The organism is Mucilaginibacter sp. P19, from assembly GCF_050632265.1.
GTDB lineage: Bacteria > Bacteroidota > Bacteroidia > Sphingobacteriales > Sphingobacteriaceae > Mucilaginibacter > Mucilaginibacter gossypii.
On record NZ_CP192586.1, the window covers coordinates 4,237,610 to 4,252,490 of the forward strand.

The following is a 14,881-nucleotide window of genomic DNA, read 5'->3' on the forward strand; positions in this document are numbered from 1 at the left end:
ATTAATCGTAATATTGCAATACACAAGTGAAAACAAACGAGGAATTAAAAGAATTGGTAAAGCTGAAATACAGCGAAATTGCCTTACAGGATAAGGATACCAATCAATCATCATGCTGCGGGGCTGGCGGATGTTCAACCGAGGTTTACAATATCATGAGCGAAGATTATACCAAACTGCAGGGTTACAATGCCGATGCCGATCTCGGTTTAGGCTGCGGTTTGCCCACGCAATTCGCCCAAATTAAAAAGGGAGATACGGTAATTGACCTCGGCAGTGGTGCAGGCAATGATTGCTTTATCGCCCGTTCCGAAACCGGCGAGACCGGCAAAGTAATAGGGATTGATTTTACAGACGCTATGATTAGCAAGGCCCGCGAAAACGCCGACAAACTTGGCTTTAATAATGTGGAGTTTCGTTTGGGCGATATCGAGCATATGCCGGTAACTGCCAACGCGGCCGATGTGATTGTAAGCAACTGTGTATTAAACCTGGTGCCTGATAAAAACGCTGTCATTAAAGATATTTACCGCGTATTGAAACCCGGGGGCCATTTTAGCATTTCGGATATTGTATTGACAGGCAGCCTGCCCGAAAAGATCAGGACAGCCGCCGAAATGTATGCAGGCTGCGTATCAGGGGCCATTCAAAAAGAGGAATACCTTGATCTCATCAGCAAAAATGGTTTTGTCAATATCATTGTGCAAAAAGAAAAACCCATTATTATTCCTGACGATATTTTAAGCAATTACCTATCGGCAGATGAAATTAACGAATTTAAAAACGGCAACGGCGCTATTGTAAGCGTTACCGTGTATGCCGAAAAACCCGAAACAAAAGTATGCTGCGAACCAGGCTGCTGCCAATAAAACAATTATGAAAAATATATTAGTACTATGCACAGGCAATAGTTGCCGTAGTCAGATAGCCGAGGGATATTTAAAGCATTTTGCGGGCAGTAAAGCAAACATATACAGTGCGGGCATTGAAACACATGGCGTAAACCCCAAAGCCATTAAAACCATGGCCGAGGATGATATTGATATTTCCAACCATACCTCAAACCATGTGGATGAATACGCCAACATTGCTTTTGATTATTTAATAACTGTTTGCGATAATGCTAACGAAGCCTGCCCTTACTTTCCGGGGAATGTGAAACGTTTTCATTACAACTTCCCGGATCCGGCCAAAGCCCGCGGCACCGAAGATGAAGTGATGGGCGAATTCAGAAAAGTACGTGAACAGATCAAAGCGTACACCCAACAATTTGTAGAACAGCATTTAACCGAAGCGCAATAATATGTCTGCCAATAATTGCACTCCGGCTGTTGAACGAAAACGGCTCGGTTTTATTGATCGTTATCTCACCATCTGGATTTTCCTGGCTATGGCTATAGGCGTTGTAACAGGATACTTTATACCCTCATCGTCCGATTTTATCAATTCGTTTTCGAGCGGGACTACTAATATTCCGTTGGCGATCGGCCTCATATTAATGATGTACCCGCCGCTTGCCAAAGTAAAATATGAACAAATGGGCAGGGTATTTAAAGATATCAAAATATTAAGTGCCTCACTTGTTTTAAACTGGATAATAGGCCCTATCCTAATGTTCATTTTAGCTGTCGTTTTCCTGCGCGGTTACCCCGAATATATGACAGGGCTGATACTAATTGGGCTTGCCCGTTGTATTGCCATGGTTGTAGTATGGAATGAACTTGCCGATGGCAGCCGCGAATATGCCGCCGGTTTGATAGCCCTGAACAGTATTTTCCAGGTACTTTTATATAGCGTATATGCTTACATTTTTATAACCGTACTGCCGCCGGTGCTTGGCTTTAAAAGTCTCCAGGTACATATTACCATGCTCCAGATTGCCAAAAGCGTGGGTATCTATCTCGGTATTCCTTTTGCCGCTGGTATTATTAGTCGTTATACATTGATCAAACTAAAGGGCGAGGGTTGGTTTCAGCAAAAATTTGTTCCTTTTATTTCGCCCATAACGCTTATTGCGCTGTTGTTTACCATTATACTTATGTTTAGCCTCAAGGGTAGGCTTATAGTGCAAATCCCTATGGATGTGGTTCACATTGCTATACCGCTGGTATTTTACTTTGCAATTATGTTCCTGCTTAGTTTCTACATCGGCAAATACTTTGGTGCCGATTACTCAAAAAGTACCTCCATTGCGTTTACAGCTACCGGCAATAATTTTGAGCTGGCTATCGCCGTATCTATTGGTGTATTTGGTATTAATTCGGGGCAAGCATTTGCAGGGGTAATCGGCCCGCTGGTTGAGGTTCCGGCACTGATAGCGCTGGTTAACGTGGCATTTTGGCTTCGCAGAAAATACTATCGTAATGAAGTTATAGCCAAAGGGGACTAATTACAATGCCATCCCACAAAAAAAGCGATTGGGGACAATCCAATCGCTTTTTTAATAAATCCCTTCGGGGCCGGGGGCTTAAGCTTCAAACTTATAACCCACACCCTTCACGGTAGCAACGCAATCGTCGCCCAGTTTTTCGCGTAGTTTACGGATGTGTACGTCGATGGTACGGTTGGTAACCACTACCGAATCTTCCCAGATGTTTTTAAGGATCACCTCACGGGTATAAACTTTGCCGGGTTTTGAAGCCAGCAGGTACAATAGCTCAAATTCTTTTTTGGCCAATACTACTTTAACACCGTTTTTATAAACCAGGTAAGCTTCACGGTCGATAACCAGGTCGCCTATTTCCAGTTTATTATCAATTACGTCTTCGGCAGGGGCATTACGACGAAGTATGGCGTTTATGCGGCTAACCAGCGCACGTGGCTTGATAGGTTTTGCAATGTAATCATCGGCACCTACGTTAAAACCGGCAATTTCCGAATACTCTTCGCTGCGGGCTGTTAAAAACACCATAAAGGTATTTTTAAACTCGGGCATGGTGCGCATAATGCGGCACGCTTCTATCCCATCCATTTTAGGCATCATGATGTCAAGTACAATCAGATCAGGCAAGGCTTTCTTCGCCTCAGCAACAGCTTCCTGGCCGTTACGTGCTAAAAATACCTGGTAACCTTCCTTTTTGAGGTTATACTCAATCAGTTCTAAAATATCCGGTTCATCATCAACAATAAGTATTTTCTGTTTTGCGGTGCTGCTCATGTTGCGTTAATTTTTTTGTATAAAAGTATACGCTTTACAACAGCTAATGGTTAAGCCAATATTAACAAATTGTTAAACGTTACCTTATATTAACCCTAAGTTGAGGCTATTTAAATGTTTTATTTAAAAAAGCTTCAAGATCGGCGCCTGTAATATTTTTGGCAACAATATTTCCCTGCGGATCGATGATGAAATTTGAAGGGATAGCTTCAATACGGTAAAGCCTTTCTGTAGCGCCTTCAAAGCCGTTTAAATCCGAGCCATGGGCCCAGGCAAGCTTATCATCGCTGATAGCCTTTTGCCACGGTGCTTTGTCCTTATCAAGGGAAACACCTAAGATGTTAAAGCCTTTACCTTTAAAGGCATTGTACTGTTTAACCACATTAGGATTTTCCTGACGGCAAGGCTGGCACCATGAAGCCCAAAAATCAATCATTACATATTTGCCTTTGTAATCAGACAAATTAATTTGCTTGCCATCAATACCGTTAATGGTAAACTCAGGCGCTTTATGACCAAGAGAGATCGGCTTAGCCTTATCCATCTGCGCAATAAACTTTTGTACCGTAGGGTTATCCTTAAAATCGCCCCTGATTTCATCAGCAAATTTGATAAGCTGGGCTTCGTATTTGGTAGGATCGAGCGTGGTAGCTGCATAAAAGCCGGCAAGCGATTTTTTATTATCGTTCACAAATTTTAAAACCGCCTCGCCGCCTTCATTCATATTCTTTAAAAATATAGGCATGTATATTTTCAGTAGCGAATCGTTCCGCTCACCGCGAGATTTTTCCTGGTATTCGGCAAAAAGCTTAGTATTTTTATCGCCGTAAAGATTACTGATGCGGTTAAACTCCTTTATCTTGTCCGAATCATCGGAACCCTTGATAGTATACTCGTGGTTTTTATTGTTATTGTCTGTTTCAAACTCAATATCATCGCCATTTTTAGCAATAAAATCGTACAGGTTTTCGCCCTGCATTTCGCCACCCTGCGGACCGGTATTGCCTACCCGAAGTTTAAACAGGTTTGGGTAAAGCGCCACATGTTTAAACTCAAACTTACCGCCCTCGCCTAACGAAGTAGAATCAACAACCTTTAAGCCCGAGCTATCGGCCTCAATCAAATAAACAGCTTTAAGGTTACCCGGATTTTTGATAGTTCCCGAAACACTAAATTGCGATTCGTTTTTACAAGAGTACATGCCCGCGCTAAGCAATAACAACGCGCCGGCAGCCAGATTTTTAACTTTCATTTACTTTGCTTCTAATTCCTTTATCAATAGCTGGTTAGTTTTCTGCGGGTCGATCTTACCTTTTGAGCTTTTCATAATCTCGCCCATAAACAGGCCTAAAACACCCTTTTTCCCCTTTTGGTATTCCTTAACCTTATCAGGATATTTGGCGATGGCATCCTTTATAAAACGAGTTACATCATCACCATCGGCACTGATCAGCAGGTTAAGTTCCTTAGCCAGATCATCCGGTTTTTTGCCGGGTTCTTTGATCATGGCAGGAAACAATTTGTGCGAAGCTACAGAATTATTTATCACCCCGGTGTCAATTAGTTTGATGAGGGCGGCAAGGTTTTGCGGCGTAACAGCAAAGTTACCAATGGTTTGGTTATGATCATTCAGGTATGAGCGTACAGCACCCATCAGCCAGTTAGCAGCAGCTTTATAATGATCGGTATATTTTATCAGCGATTCAAAATAAAAGGCGGTGTCCCTATCAGCAGTGATGACCGACGCGTCATAATCGGTTAAGCCTAATTGCTCTGTATACTTATGATACAACTGACCGGGTAGAGCTGGCAAGCTTTTGCGGACGTTTTCCACATACTCATTGGTAAGCTTCAAGGGCGGAAGGTCCGGCTCGGGAAAATAGCGGTAATCGTTGGCCATTTCTTTTGAACGGAGCACTGAAGTTTCACCTGTATCGGCATTAAAGTTCAGCGTATTTTGATCGATGTGGCCGCCGGCTTCAATAATGTTTACCTGGCGAGCAAACTCATGCTCAATAGCACGCTGCACGTTACGGATGGAGTTAAGGTTTTTTACCTCGCAACGGTTACCATAAGCAGTTGCACCTTTAAGCCGCACCGAAATATTAGCGTCGCAGCGCATGCTGCCCTCTTCCATGTTACCATCGCAAATATCAAGATAGCGGAGAATTTTACGCATTTCGGTCAGGAACTGGCCGGCCTCTTCGGCGCTGCGCATATCTGGTTCAGATACGATTTCCACCAGCGGTACACCGGCGCGGTTCAGGTCGATCAGTGAATCGGCGTGGTGCTGATCATGCATACTTTTCCCGGCATCCTCTTCCATGTGAATGTGGTGCAGGGCTATGTTCTTTTCAGTGCCATCGGCCAGTTTCACGGGCACATAACCGTTAAGGCAAACAGGCGCCTGGTCCTGGCTAATCTGGTAGCCTTTAGGCAGATCGGCATAAAAATAATTTTTACGGGCGAAGCTGTTATTCAGGTTGATAGTGCAATTACAGGCCAGGCCCATTTTAACGGCATATTCAACCGCTTTTTTATTAATAAAGGGCAAAGTGCCTGGATGCCCCAGCGATACCGCGCTAACATGGCGGTTAGGTTCGGCACCAAAGGCAGCCGAATCTGCCGAGAATATCTTACTTGATGTAGATAACTGTGCGTGTACTTCGAGGCCTATCACCAACTCGTACTTTTCAGCTACCCCGTCTGCGAGAACTGTCATAAAAATAAAAATTCAGCTATGATTTTACTGATGTATAAAAGTCAAATATATAAAGATTAATACAGTAACAACACCATTTTGCTTTTAAAACAACGGTAAAAGTGCAATTATATAGTTGTAAGGTAGGGGTTATAGAGATTATACCCCATGATTGGAGATCAGTTGATGAAAATATTCAAATCAAACATGCCTGTCATCAGCATGATTAAACTTTTTGTATCCGCCGCCGTCTATTTATTTGTCAGGCACAGAAATTGAATAAGTGTTCATATTTAGACAGACACCATGAAAAAATTAATTTTAGGAATGCTTGCAGGATGCTTTTTACTTGCAGCTTCGGTTACCAGGACAAATGCACAGGTAAGTGTAAATTTAAACGTTGGCTTATGGAACCCGCCCGCCGAATATGCCGGTATTAATTATTACTACTTACCCGATGTAGAAAGCTACTATTATGTCCCTACTCATCAATATGTTTATTTGGATGGCGGAAACTGGGTTTGGAGACGATCATTGCCGCCACGCTATGCCAGCTACAACATTGCAACAGGCTACAAAGTGGCCGTAAACCGCCCAAGAGCGTATACCTATTTTACGCACGACCGTGATACCTATGCCCGCTACCGCGGTACAAAGAATGTTATAGTACGAGACAACTACCGCACCAGGGTAGTAAACCGCACACATGTGGTTAATCGTACCAGGGTAGTAAACCATTACCAAAAGCCACATAAAACCGTAGTAAAACGTACCCGCGTAGTTGAACACCGTGGACAAAAAAATGGTCACCACCATTAATTGTCTAACAGGCTTTCCCCTAAAAAATATAAAAGTAAAAAGACCGCTTCTGTTAAGGCGGTCTTTTTACTTTTATTAGATTATCTATACGCCACGTCATGGGAATTTGGACATCCGGTTTGAACGGTGAAATGCTATTTGCTATAGAGAGCCTGTCACCCTGAGCCCGTCGAAGGGTCGCGCGCAGAGGCCTTACCCACCATGCTTCGACAGGCTACCCATGACAGCCTCTTTACCCCGCAAAGCTCCTCGCCTTCATTAATACTTTATCCAATCCGCTTACATCACTGCCACCCGCGGTAGCAAAAAACGGCTGACCGCCGCCTCCGCCTTTAACTTCCTTAGCCAGCTCTTTTACGATGTTACCGGCATGCAGGCCTTTTTCCTTCACCAGGTTTTCGGCAATCATTACGGTAATGCTTGGTTTACCATCGAAATCAGCAACCAGCACCAGGAACAGGTTTGAAACTATGTCCTTAAGCTGATAAGCCAGATTTTTAACTGCATCGGCATTGGGCAGGGCTACTTTTTGGGCGATGAAATTAATATCGCCGATGGCTTCGGCCTTTTGAGCCAGCTCAGTTTTTAAGCCTGATGATTTTTCAAGGATCGATTTTTCGATCTCCTTTTTCAGTTTAGCGTTTTCGTCCAACAATCCCTCAACGCTTTTTGAAAGGTCTTTTGGATTCTTAAGCAGTTCTTTTAACTGGTTAACCAAAGCATTTTGGGTAACGATATATTTTTCGGCAGCAACACCGGTAATAGCCTCAATACGGCGAACACCGGCAGCTACCGCACTTTCGGCAATAATTTTAAAGAAACCAATTTGCCCGGTAGCTTTCACATGCGTACCGCCACAAAGCTCCTTGCTGAAGTTATCATCAAAAGTGATCACACGTACATACTCGCTATATTTTTCACCAAACAAAGCAGTTACACCACTGCTGATGGCTTCGGCATAGAGTACACTGCGCTCTTCCTTGAGCGGAATATTTTCGCGTACCTTTTGATTTACGATGGCCTCGATCTGCGCCAGCTCTTCATCGGTAACTTTGGCAAAGTGCGAAAAATCAAACCTTAAGTAATCGGCATTCACCAATGAACCTTTTTGGTTTACATGGCTACCCAAAACCTGTTTCATTGCAGCATGCAACAAGTGCGTAGCCGAGTGGTTACCGTTGGTTTGGCTGCGTAGAGCAGGATCAACAATAGCAGTTAAGGCATCGTCAATATCCTGCGGCAATTTATCGGTAAAATGAACTATCAGTCCGTTCTCCTTTTTCGTATCTGTAACCAGGATGATCTCCCCATCAGGGAAAACCAGTTCGCCCTTATCCCCTACCTGGCCACCGCTTTCGGCGTAGAAAGGCGTTTTATCCAATACCAGCTGGTATTGTTCCTTACCCTTAGCGGTTACCTTACGGTATTTTACAATATGGGCGATACTCTCGGTCTCGTCATAACCGGTAAACTCAACCGATTCATCACCTTTTAGTACGATCCAATCGCCGGTATCAATAGCGGTGGCAGCGCGGGAGCGTTCCTTTTGCTTAATTAGCTCCTCATTAAATTTTTTTATATCTACAGTCCATCCTATTTCACGAGCCATTAAGTCGGTTAAGTCTATAGGAAACCCATCTGTATCAGACAGCTCAAAAGCAAATTCACCGACAATCATTTTCGGATTTCCGTCGTGGTTATCATAAAGTTTCCCACTTACAGGAAATGAAACTGTCTTACCATAAGTTGAGGGAGTAGAAAAACGTTCATTTTGCTTTTTTACATATTCGTTAAACTTATTAATACCGCTTCCCAAAGTCCGTAAAAATGAAACCTCCTCTTCCAAAATCACTTTTTGCACAAAATCCTTTTGCTCAAAAAGATTATTGAATACTCCCTTAAACTGTTCCGCCAATAATGGTACCAGTTGGTTAAAGAAAGGCTCCTTAAAGCCTAAAGTTTGATAGCTATAACGCACTGCCCTACGTAAGATCCTGCGGATCACATAACCCGCTTTGTTACTTGCGGGCAATTGCCCATCTGCAATAGCAAAGCTTATAGCGCGGATATGATCGGCCAATACGCGCATAGCTACAGCATCATTCCAATCCGCATCACCCGGTTTAGCAGCACTGTTATATTTCTTACCCGATTTTTCGGCAATGAACTGAATCATTGGTTGAAAAACATCGGTATCATAGTTTGATGTTTTGCCCTGCAACACGCGTACCAGACGCTCAAAGCCCATCCCGGTATCCACATGTTTGTTAGGCAACGGTTGCAATACACCACCTTTAAGGCGGTTAAATTGCATAAATACATCGTTCCAGATTTCGATAACCTGGTCATGGTCGGCATTAACTAAAGTGGCGCCGTTTACTTCGGCACGCTCATTATCCGGGCGGCTATCAAAGTGAATCTCCGAACAAGGACCGCACGGACCAGTCTCGCCCATTTCCCAAAAGTTGTCTTTTTTGTTACCACGGAGAATATGATCTTCCGCTACGTACTGCTTCCACAGTTCATAGGTTTCGGAATCTGCTTCAAGGCCTTCCTTTTCGTCACCTTCAAAGTAGGTAACATACAGGCGGTCTTTAGGAAGCTTGTAAACCTCGGTAAGCAGTTCCCAGCTCCAGGCAATGGCTTCTTTTTTAAAGTAGTCGCCAAAGCTCCAGTTACCCAGCATTTCAAACATGGTGTGGTGATAGGTATCGATACCCACCTCTTCCAAATCGTTGTGCTTGCCAGATACACGTAAACAACGCTGCGTATCCGCCACGCGCGGGGCTTTCGGGGCCGCCTCGCCTAAAAATATATCTTTAAACTGGTTCATCCCCGCGTTGGTAAACATCAGGGTTGGGTCGTTTTTAATTACAATTGGAGCCGAAGGAACGATGGTGTGTCCCTTTGAAACAAAAAAATCAAGAAAAGCCTGTCGTATTTCGGTAGCAGTCATAGGAAGCAAAGGTAAATAATAGTCGGGAAGTCAGAAAGTCCGGAAGTCGGAAAGTAAAAAAGGAATTACCGCGAGAGATTTCTGTCTCCTCAGGGTCTCTCGCAGAGGACCCTGAGGTATTCGCAATGCAATTTCATAGTTTTACAGAAAGGCGAAAGTTAAACCACGTAATAAAAGCGGCCAAGGTTGAAATCGACACAATTTATGACTTCAGGGTCCTCTACGAGAGACCCTGAAGGGACGATAAGATAGGATTTTCAATTATTTCGGATATCGGATTTTCGATTTCGGATTTATTTATTGATTACAGTTGATTTACCCTCCCATTCATCGATACAATTAAACAATTTATCTTATTTGGTGTAAATTTGTTTATGGAAACTTTAAGAGTTGATATTCAAAACGAACAGGAGAAACGAGTGCTCCTGGCTTTTCTTGATAGTTTGGACTATAATTACCGCATAGATAATGAAAGCGATGCCGTGCTTGAACAACAAGCTAAAGACATGGCCAGCCGCAAAGCCGATTTTTTAGCAGGCAAAGCCTCCTCCCTACCCTGGAGCGAAACCAAATAGCCATACGATACAGATTTAGCGGACATAAAAAATAATTGCTGGTGCAATTATAGAGACTGTTGAAAAAGAGTCCGGATGTTGTATCCGGACTCTTTTTCAACAGCTATTAACTTTTTTCTCAAATAGTATTTTCTGCGCGTTGAATCCCGCTGAAGCGTCAATCACCTCGCTAAGGAGCGGCCAGTTTTCTGCTTTTTCAAAATTATTATTGTAAACACGTGTTATCACAATAGTTACAACATTACCGTTAAGGGTTGCTTCTGACAGAAAACGAACCGGTTTTATTAGTCTTTTTTGCTGCTATTTCCTCCAGCCCTTTGGCTGTATATCCCTGTGGCACAGCAATGTTTATGGTGTATTTAAAACTACGGGAACATGGCATATACACGTCATAAGTGCGTTTTCGTTCTTTTTCTTCCAGTTTGTAAAACGATCCTGCAAGTTTACCGGCGTCAATAATATAATTATTGCCCGCTTTTTTTACCAGATTATCCAATACAAATGATTCCGAATACTGAAAAACCGGACTGCTATTATCAAGAGCGGCATTAATAATTTTACAATCTGTAACCTGGGTTGGCTCCTGCTCGTACTGGGCTTTTATTTCAGACGTAAATTTCTTTACTGACTTTGACTCATCATCCGAAAACGCGTAGCTGAAATCATCACGCAGTTTTTTTGTTTCGGGGTTTTCTGCCAATCGTTTTTCCAGCTTTTCACTCTTAGATAATTCCATAAGGATGTTATCAATATCAACTACCGGCAGTAAACGTAACTGATCATCATGCCTCATCAAACCTGTTTGTTTAACCAACCTCTGTATCTTTATCTTTTGCATATTGGTCGGCAAAAGCGATACCTTAATGTCTTCATTTATATTATTAATAGCGGCCTGCATTACGGGCAAAACTGCTGTACCTTCAGTAAACGAATATTTGGTTGAACTTTCCCGCTTAGGAGTAAGCACAATCACTTTTTCACCCTGAAAGCGTTGAGGTATCTCATTAAAGTGAGTTGCGGCGTCATCAAAAAACATATATAGCGGCTTTGTATCGTTTATGCGGATGCAGGCGTCAAAATCACTATAGTTAAAGATATTATCGAGTGTATTAGCATTACGCGAACAAACCAACAATACGTCATGATCAATTTTCAGATCATTTAAAGCCATGCTCATAACAACCGTATTAAACTTTGAGGACATACGACGATAATTGATTTCATCAACTTTGCCAACATCATCCTTACTATAACTACCAAAAACCATTCCCTTCCTGATATTGTAAAGCACCTTCATAGCGCTATCAAGCGGTACAGCTTTAATGTTCTTTTTGCCGTCGAAATATTTTTTTAAACGGTCAACAACATTGCTGAAGTAAGGAATGTCCCGTTCGGTAAAAGTGCCTTCAAAAATTGCCTTATTGGCCTGCAACCTATCAGCAGCGCTTTCACCTGCTTTACCACCCGAAACAAACTTTACAAAACCCATGGTGTGTGAACTGCTGATTTCGATATAAGGGAACTGACAGAAACTTGGAAGTCCAAAATTCACTGGAATACTTGGCCTGATCTCTGACCTTCAAACTGTATATCTGGTCGCCTGCTGCGTTCGTACTTATATTAAACTGCGGGGCGCCATTTGCACAAATATGCTTTACATTATCTTTTTTTGAATATTGAAAATCGTAGCTGCTGTATAAAACAGGATACTCGCCGGCCAATACAAAAACCATATCGTTATCAGCAAAATTATCGGTACTTGCATTTTCGTTTACGTCGACAGTGCTCACGTAATAATCAAGTATATCACCAACCTGCAAATCGGATATGGCAAGTTTACTCACCTGATCTTTCTTTTCATTTTTTATCAGAACTTCTTCGCTTGTGTTTACCACAACTTCTTTGCCGCTTGGCTTAATGATCTTAGCCCCAATGTAGGTGTCATGTGTCATGAAAAATTTAGCGCTCAAAATATGTACGCTTTCATCAAGACGTTTTTGGTAAGATATAGTTGAAAAATCTTCAAGTGCTGATTTGTCGTTTATCTTAACCCGTTCGTGAAAAGTGGTAAGCTTGAGTGCCCGAGTTGTTGATGACGCCGTGATGATCATAAATTTAAATTTATTGGTCAGCGATCTTTGCATGCTGTATGATTTGGCAAAAACCACGGCGCTTTCATTACTTAAATTAACAGGCACCTTTGTGGTTGCAAATTCAGGCACGGTTGTCCCCCAAACCTCCTTCTGAATTTCGGCTGCTTTTTCCGCGTAGGTTTGGTTATTGTTTTGCGCACCCGCGGTCATAGCAAACAGAGGAAAGAAAAATAATAAACGTAATGTTTTTTTCATTGTGATACAGGTTTTATAACTAAATTTTCGTTGTAAGCTTTATTCAAGAGTTCAATATCCTGGTTCCATTGCGCAAAATTTGCCTTTGTAAGCAGCGTGTTCTTTATGAGCAACGTTTTTTTATAAGTGATTTTTCCGGGCGAACTGATGTAAGTGATATAAAACTCATACCCCGGCCTGGATATGTTAACGCCGGGCGGTATGCTTGCAGCTTTATAACCTGGCGGCAGCGTGAGTTCGGTCTCGGTTGCAATCTGATCTTTTCTTGAAAACCAGTAATCATTTTTTTGCTCATCAATAGCTATGACAGCCCCCGAAAGCTCTTTACGGTTATCCAGATCAATATAATACTCTTTACCAAAAGCAGATATTCCACTTTTACGGTCAACATCATACCCGGCATTTAAATCTTTGTCGGCATTGCTTGTACTACTTAAAACAAGGTTATTGATGGCATAATCGGTATTACCCGCAGCAAGATAATGTTTCATAACATCTTCGACATTTTCATGCTTAATGCTATTTATTCCAGCTAATACTGCTTCTTTATCCTCTCCTTTCCAAACGTTGCTCACTTTACCGGCAAGGCTTGCTCCATTTATATGGAGTTTGCTTATTTCGCTGCTTACATTTTGCTGAGGTTGCGCGTATGGTATTTTACCGAGAATATACTTATCACCATCTTCCATTAAAACCTGTCTGCCTTGTATCCTTTCAGCATATTCATTAATACCTATATAGGTTTCAGTGGCATCAAGATAGTAGATTTTGCCTTTATAAGGCAACCCGCAAATCATATGATTATCAACTGCCATTGAGGGTGTTTGATAATCATAAGCAATATGTTTTGTACCCAGCCAGCAAAGCCGGGCATCAAAGCCTGCAGATACAAGCAGGGCCTTGGTCAGGTTGGCCATTCCCTTACAGTCACCATATTTTTTCTTAGCACCTCGTCGGCTTTTTCAGGTTTAAAACCTGCTATGCCATCTTCAAATGCTATATATCTGATGTTGTCCTGAACATAATAAAATATGGCTTTTATTTTATCTAAATCATTAGTTAACCCTGCAGTGAGCTCATTACTTTTAGTACGTAACAGCGCGGGGTCGCCGGCCACATCCTTTACTAACTCGTGGTACCATGCATAAAGATCGGCAAGAGTATTGAAATAAGTAAATTGTTTACTCCCTACAATCGCCGATTTACACATGATGAGCAAATGCGGATATACGTAGGTTGGGCCCGGACCATGCAATTCCTTTTTCATTGCCGGGATATTAGTAAACTTATATGTTATAATATCGGCATCATTGCTGCTGTTATAAACGGTACTTTTTTTAATATTAAAATCATTAAAATTAAACTCCTTAATATCCACCTTCATCCAGCGCGGAATTTCGATACTAACTTCGCCTTGTTGGACCGGCAGGTTATCAGCAAAATAAATATTGGTAAAATAGCGGGGATCATTAACGGTTTCTTCAAAAGTAACATTGCCAATACTTCCTTTTTTTGCCAGATCGAGCGTAAAGTAACACAACCGTTCGTCCGAATAAAAAATATCATTATTGCTGTAATAAGTATACTCAGGTTTAAAACCGCGAGGAGTGCGGCCGTCAACTTTGCAGGTTATATCATCAATAGAGATATTGTTGTTGTAAAATTCAGATACCGTGTAATTAACCTGGTAAGCACTACTGGTGTAGATATTATTAAGTTTCTGGATGATCTCTACACGGTTATCTTTGCTGTTCCAATTAAACCGAAACTCATTTTTCAAGGAGGTTATGGTTACAGCCGAATCAACTTCGAGGGCACTTAACCGCATAGTACATAACACACACAGCGTGTATGTTATCAATAGTTTAATAGTCATAAGGTTATTAGAGCCATAAATATATAATTATATGGATCAGATTCAAAGAAAATTCCGAAATCGAAATTCCCAATTCCGAAATCAAATAGATACATTTGTATTATGCCGTATAAAGAACGTGAGATAAGCAAGATGTACTACACCATGGGCGAGGTATCGGCCATGTTTGATGTTAATCAGTCGCTTATACGTTTTTATGAAAAAGAGTTTGATGTTCTGCAACCCAAGAAAAACAAAAAAGGCAACCGGTATTTCACCCCCGAAGACATTGAAAACTTTAAGATCATCTTCCACCTCATCCGTGATAAGGGCTACACTTTAAACGGAGCAAAAGATCATCTTAAAAACAACATGGGCGATACCAGGGATAACCAGCGCGTTATTGATTCTCTCGAAAATCTCAAAAAATTCCTGCTTGAGGTACGCGACCAGTTGTAATCTTCCGCATA

14 protein-coding genes are annotated in these 14,881 nt (G+C 41.9%); 6 read left to right on the plus strand and 8 right to left on the minus strand.

Going from position 1 to position 14,881, the window contains the following annotated elements:
• Nucleotides 1-26 precede the first annotated feature (26 nt).
• Genes ACQ86K_RS20610 through arsB form a run of 3 tightly spaced genes read left to right on the plus strand, consistent with a single transcriptional unit; the run spans nt 27 to nt 2,389 of the window.
• Complete coding sequence (locus ACQ86K_RS20610) at nt 27-869, plus strand: arsenite methyltransferase (protein WP_091162164.1); 843 nt, start codon at nt 27-29, stop codon at nt 867-869.
• Between the two features lie 7 nt (nt 870-876).
• Nucleotides 877-1,302 (plus strand): arsenate reductase ArsC, encoded by a 426-nt coding sequence (locus ACQ86K_RS20615; RefSeq protein ID WP_091162902.1) that lies wholly within the window; start codon nt 877-879, stop codon nt 1,300-1,302.
• Between the two features lies 1 nt (nt 1,303).
• The gene (gene arsB / locus ACQ86K_RS20620) at nt 1,304-2,389 is read left to right on the plus strand and encodes an ACR3 family arsenite efflux transporter (protein WP_091162162.1); all 1,086 of its coding nucleotides are present in this window, start codon (nt 1,304-1,306) and stop codon (nt 2,387-2,389) included.
• 78 nt (nt 2,390-2,467) lie between these two features.
• Here the strand turns inward: arsB and ACQ86K_RS20625 are convergent, their stop codons facing one another.
• From ACQ86K_RS20625 to gatB, 3 genes are all read right to left on the minus strand, one after another.
• Nucleotides 2,468-3,157, minus strand: coding sequence for a response regulator transcription factor (locus ACQ86K_RS20625; protein WP_022831601.1), 690 nt, complete (start codon nt 3,155-3,157; stop codon nt 2,468-2,470).
• 106 nt (nt 3,158-3,263) lie between these two features.
• Nucleotides 3,264-4,409, minus strand: coding sequence for a TlpA disulfide reductase family protein (locus tag ACQ86K_RS20630; RefSeq protein WP_091162161.1), 1,146 nt, complete (start codon nt 4,407-4,409; stop codon nt 3,264-3,266).
• Nucleotides 4,410-5,879, minus strand: a complete 1,470-nt coding sequence (gatB, locus tag ACQ86K_RS20635) for an Asp-tRNA(Asn)/Glu-tRNA(Gln) amidotransferase subunit GatB (RefSeq protein WP_091162160.1) — start codon at nt 5,877-5,879, stop codon at nt 4,410-4,412.
• Between the two features lie 285 nt (nt 5,880-6,164).
• On the opposite strand from gatB, the gene ACQ86K_RS20640 reads away from it, so the two are divergent.
• The gene (locus tag ACQ86K_RS20640) at nt 6,165-6,677 is read left to right on the plus strand and encodes a hypothetical protein (RefSeq protein ID WP_091162158.1); all 513 of its coding nucleotides are present in this window, start codon (nt 6,165-6,167) and stop codon (nt 6,675-6,677) included.
• A 232-nt stretch (nt 6,678-6,909) separates the two neighbouring features.
• Here the strand turns inward: ACQ86K_RS20640 and alaS are convergent, their stop codons facing one another.
• On the minus strand, nt 6,910-9,633 hold the full coding sequence (alaS, locus tag ACQ86K_RS20645; protein ID WP_091162156.1) for an alanine--tRNA ligase: 2,724 nt from the start codon (nt 9,631-9,633) through the stop codon (nt 6,910-6,912).
• 374 nt (nt 9,634-10,007) lie between these two features.
• On the opposite strand from alaS, the gene ACQ86K_RS20650 reads away from it, so the two are divergent.
• Complete coding sequence (locus tag ACQ86K_RS20650) at nt 10,008-10,208, plus strand: hypothetical protein (RefSeq protein WP_091162154.1); 201 nt, start codon at nt 10,008-10,010, stop codon at nt 10,206-10,208.
• Between the two features lie 247 nt (nt 10,209-10,455).
• Here ACQ86K_RS20650 and ACQ86K_RS20655 read toward each other — a convergent pair whose 3' ends face one another.
• The 4 genes from ACQ86K_RS20655 to ACQ86K_RS20670 are packed head-to-tail and all read right to left on the minus strand — an operon-like array spanning nt 10,456 to nt 14,432.
• The gene (locus tag ACQ86K_RS20655; protein WP_431198662.1) at nt 10,456-11,697 is read right to left on the minus strand and encodes a hypothetical protein; all 1,242 of its coding nucleotides are present in this window, start codon (nt 11,695-11,697) and stop codon (nt 10,456-10,458) included.
• A complete protein-coding gene (locus ACQ86K_RS20660; protein ID WP_431198663.1) occupies nt 11,666-12,556 on the minus strand; it encodes a hypothetical protein in 891 nt (296 codons plus the stop codon). The genes ACQ86K_RS20655 and ACQ86K_RS20660 overlap by 32 nt, the downstream gene beginning before the upstream one ends.
• Complete coding sequence (locus ACQ86K_RS20665; RefSeq protein WP_431198664.1) at nt 12,553-13,473, minus strand: hypothetical protein; 921 nt, start codon at nt 13,471-13,473, stop codon at nt 12,553-12,555. Before ACQ86K_RS20665 ends, ACQ86K_RS20660 begins: the two co-directional genes overlap by 4 nt.
• Entirely contained in the window at nt 13,461-14,432 is a 972-nt protein-coding gene (locus ACQ86K_RS20670) for a hypothetical protein (protein WP_431198665.1), read from the minus strand. The genes ACQ86K_RS20665 and ACQ86K_RS20670 overlap by 13 nt, the downstream gene beginning before the upstream one ends.
• Nucleotides 14,433-14,534: 102 nt before the next feature.
• On the opposite strand from ACQ86K_RS20670, the gene ACQ86K_RS20675 reads away from it, so the two are divergent.
• The gene (locus ACQ86K_RS20675) at nt 14,535-14,870 is read left to right on the plus strand and encodes a MerR family transcriptional regulator (protein ID WP_091162148.1); all 336 of its coding nucleotides are present in this window, start codon (nt 14,535-14,537) and stop codon (nt 14,868-14,870) included.
• The last annotated feature ends 11 nt before the right edge of the window (nt 14,871-14,881 follow it).

What these genes read in the sequence shown, in the direction of transcription:
- ACQ86K_RS20675 (WP_091162148.1), top strand. Translation starts at nt 14,535, where the DNA reads ATGCCGTATAAAGAACGTGAGATAAGCAAGATGTACTACACCATGGGC.
- ACQ86K_RS20615 (WP_091162902.1), top strand. Translation starts at nt 877, where the DNA reads ATGAAAAATATATTAGTACTATGCACAGGCAATAGTTGCCGTAGTCAG.
- ACQ86K_RS20670 (WP_431198665.1), bottom strand. Translation starts at nt 14,432, where the DNA reads ATGACTATTAAACTATTGATAACATACACGCTGTGTGTGTTATGTACT.
- ACQ86K_RS20660 (WP_431198663.1), bottom strand. Translation starts at nt 12,556, where the DNA reads ATGAAAAAAACATTACGTTTATTATTTTTCTTTCCTCTGTTTGCTATG.
- ACQ86K_RS20625 (WP_022831601.1), bottom strand. Translation starts at nt 3,157, where the DNA reads ATGAGCAGCACCGCAAAACAGAAAATACTTATTGTTGATGATGAACCG.
- gatB (WP_091162160.1), bottom strand. Translation starts at nt 5,879, where the DNA reads ATGACAGTTCTCGCAGACGGGGTAGCTGAAAAGTACGAGTTGGTGATA.
- ACQ86K_RS20630 (WP_091162161.1), bottom strand. Translation starts at nt 4,409, where the DNA reads ATGAAAGTTAAAAATCTGGCTGCCGGCGCGTTGTTATTGCTTAGCGCG.
- arsB (WP_091162162.1), top strand. Translation starts at nt 1,304, where the DNA reads ATGTCTGCCAATAATTGCACTCCGGCTGTTGAACGAAAACGGCTCGGT.
- ACQ86K_RS20665 (WP_431198664.1), bottom strand. Translation starts at nt 13,473, where the DNA reads ATGGCCAACCTGACCAAGGCCCTGCTTGTATCTGCAGGCTTTGATGCC.
- ACQ86K_RS20655 (WP_431198662.1), bottom strand. Translation starts at nt 11,697, where the DNA reads ATGGGTTTTGTAAAGTTTGTTTCGGGTGGTAAAGCAGGTGAAAGCGCT.
- ACQ86K_RS20640 (WP_091162158.1), top strand. Translation starts at nt 6,165, where the DNA reads ATGAAAAAATTAATTTTAGGAATGCTTGCAGGATGCTTTTTACTTGCA.
- ACQ86K_RS20650 (WP_091162154.1), top strand. Translation starts at nt 10,008, where the DNA reads ATGGAAACTTTAAGAGTTGATATTCAAAACGAACAGGAGAAACGAGTG.
- alaS (WP_091162156.1), bottom strand. Translation starts at nt 9,633, where the DNA reads ATGACTGCTACCGAAATACGACAGGCTTTTCTTGATTTTTTTGTTTCA.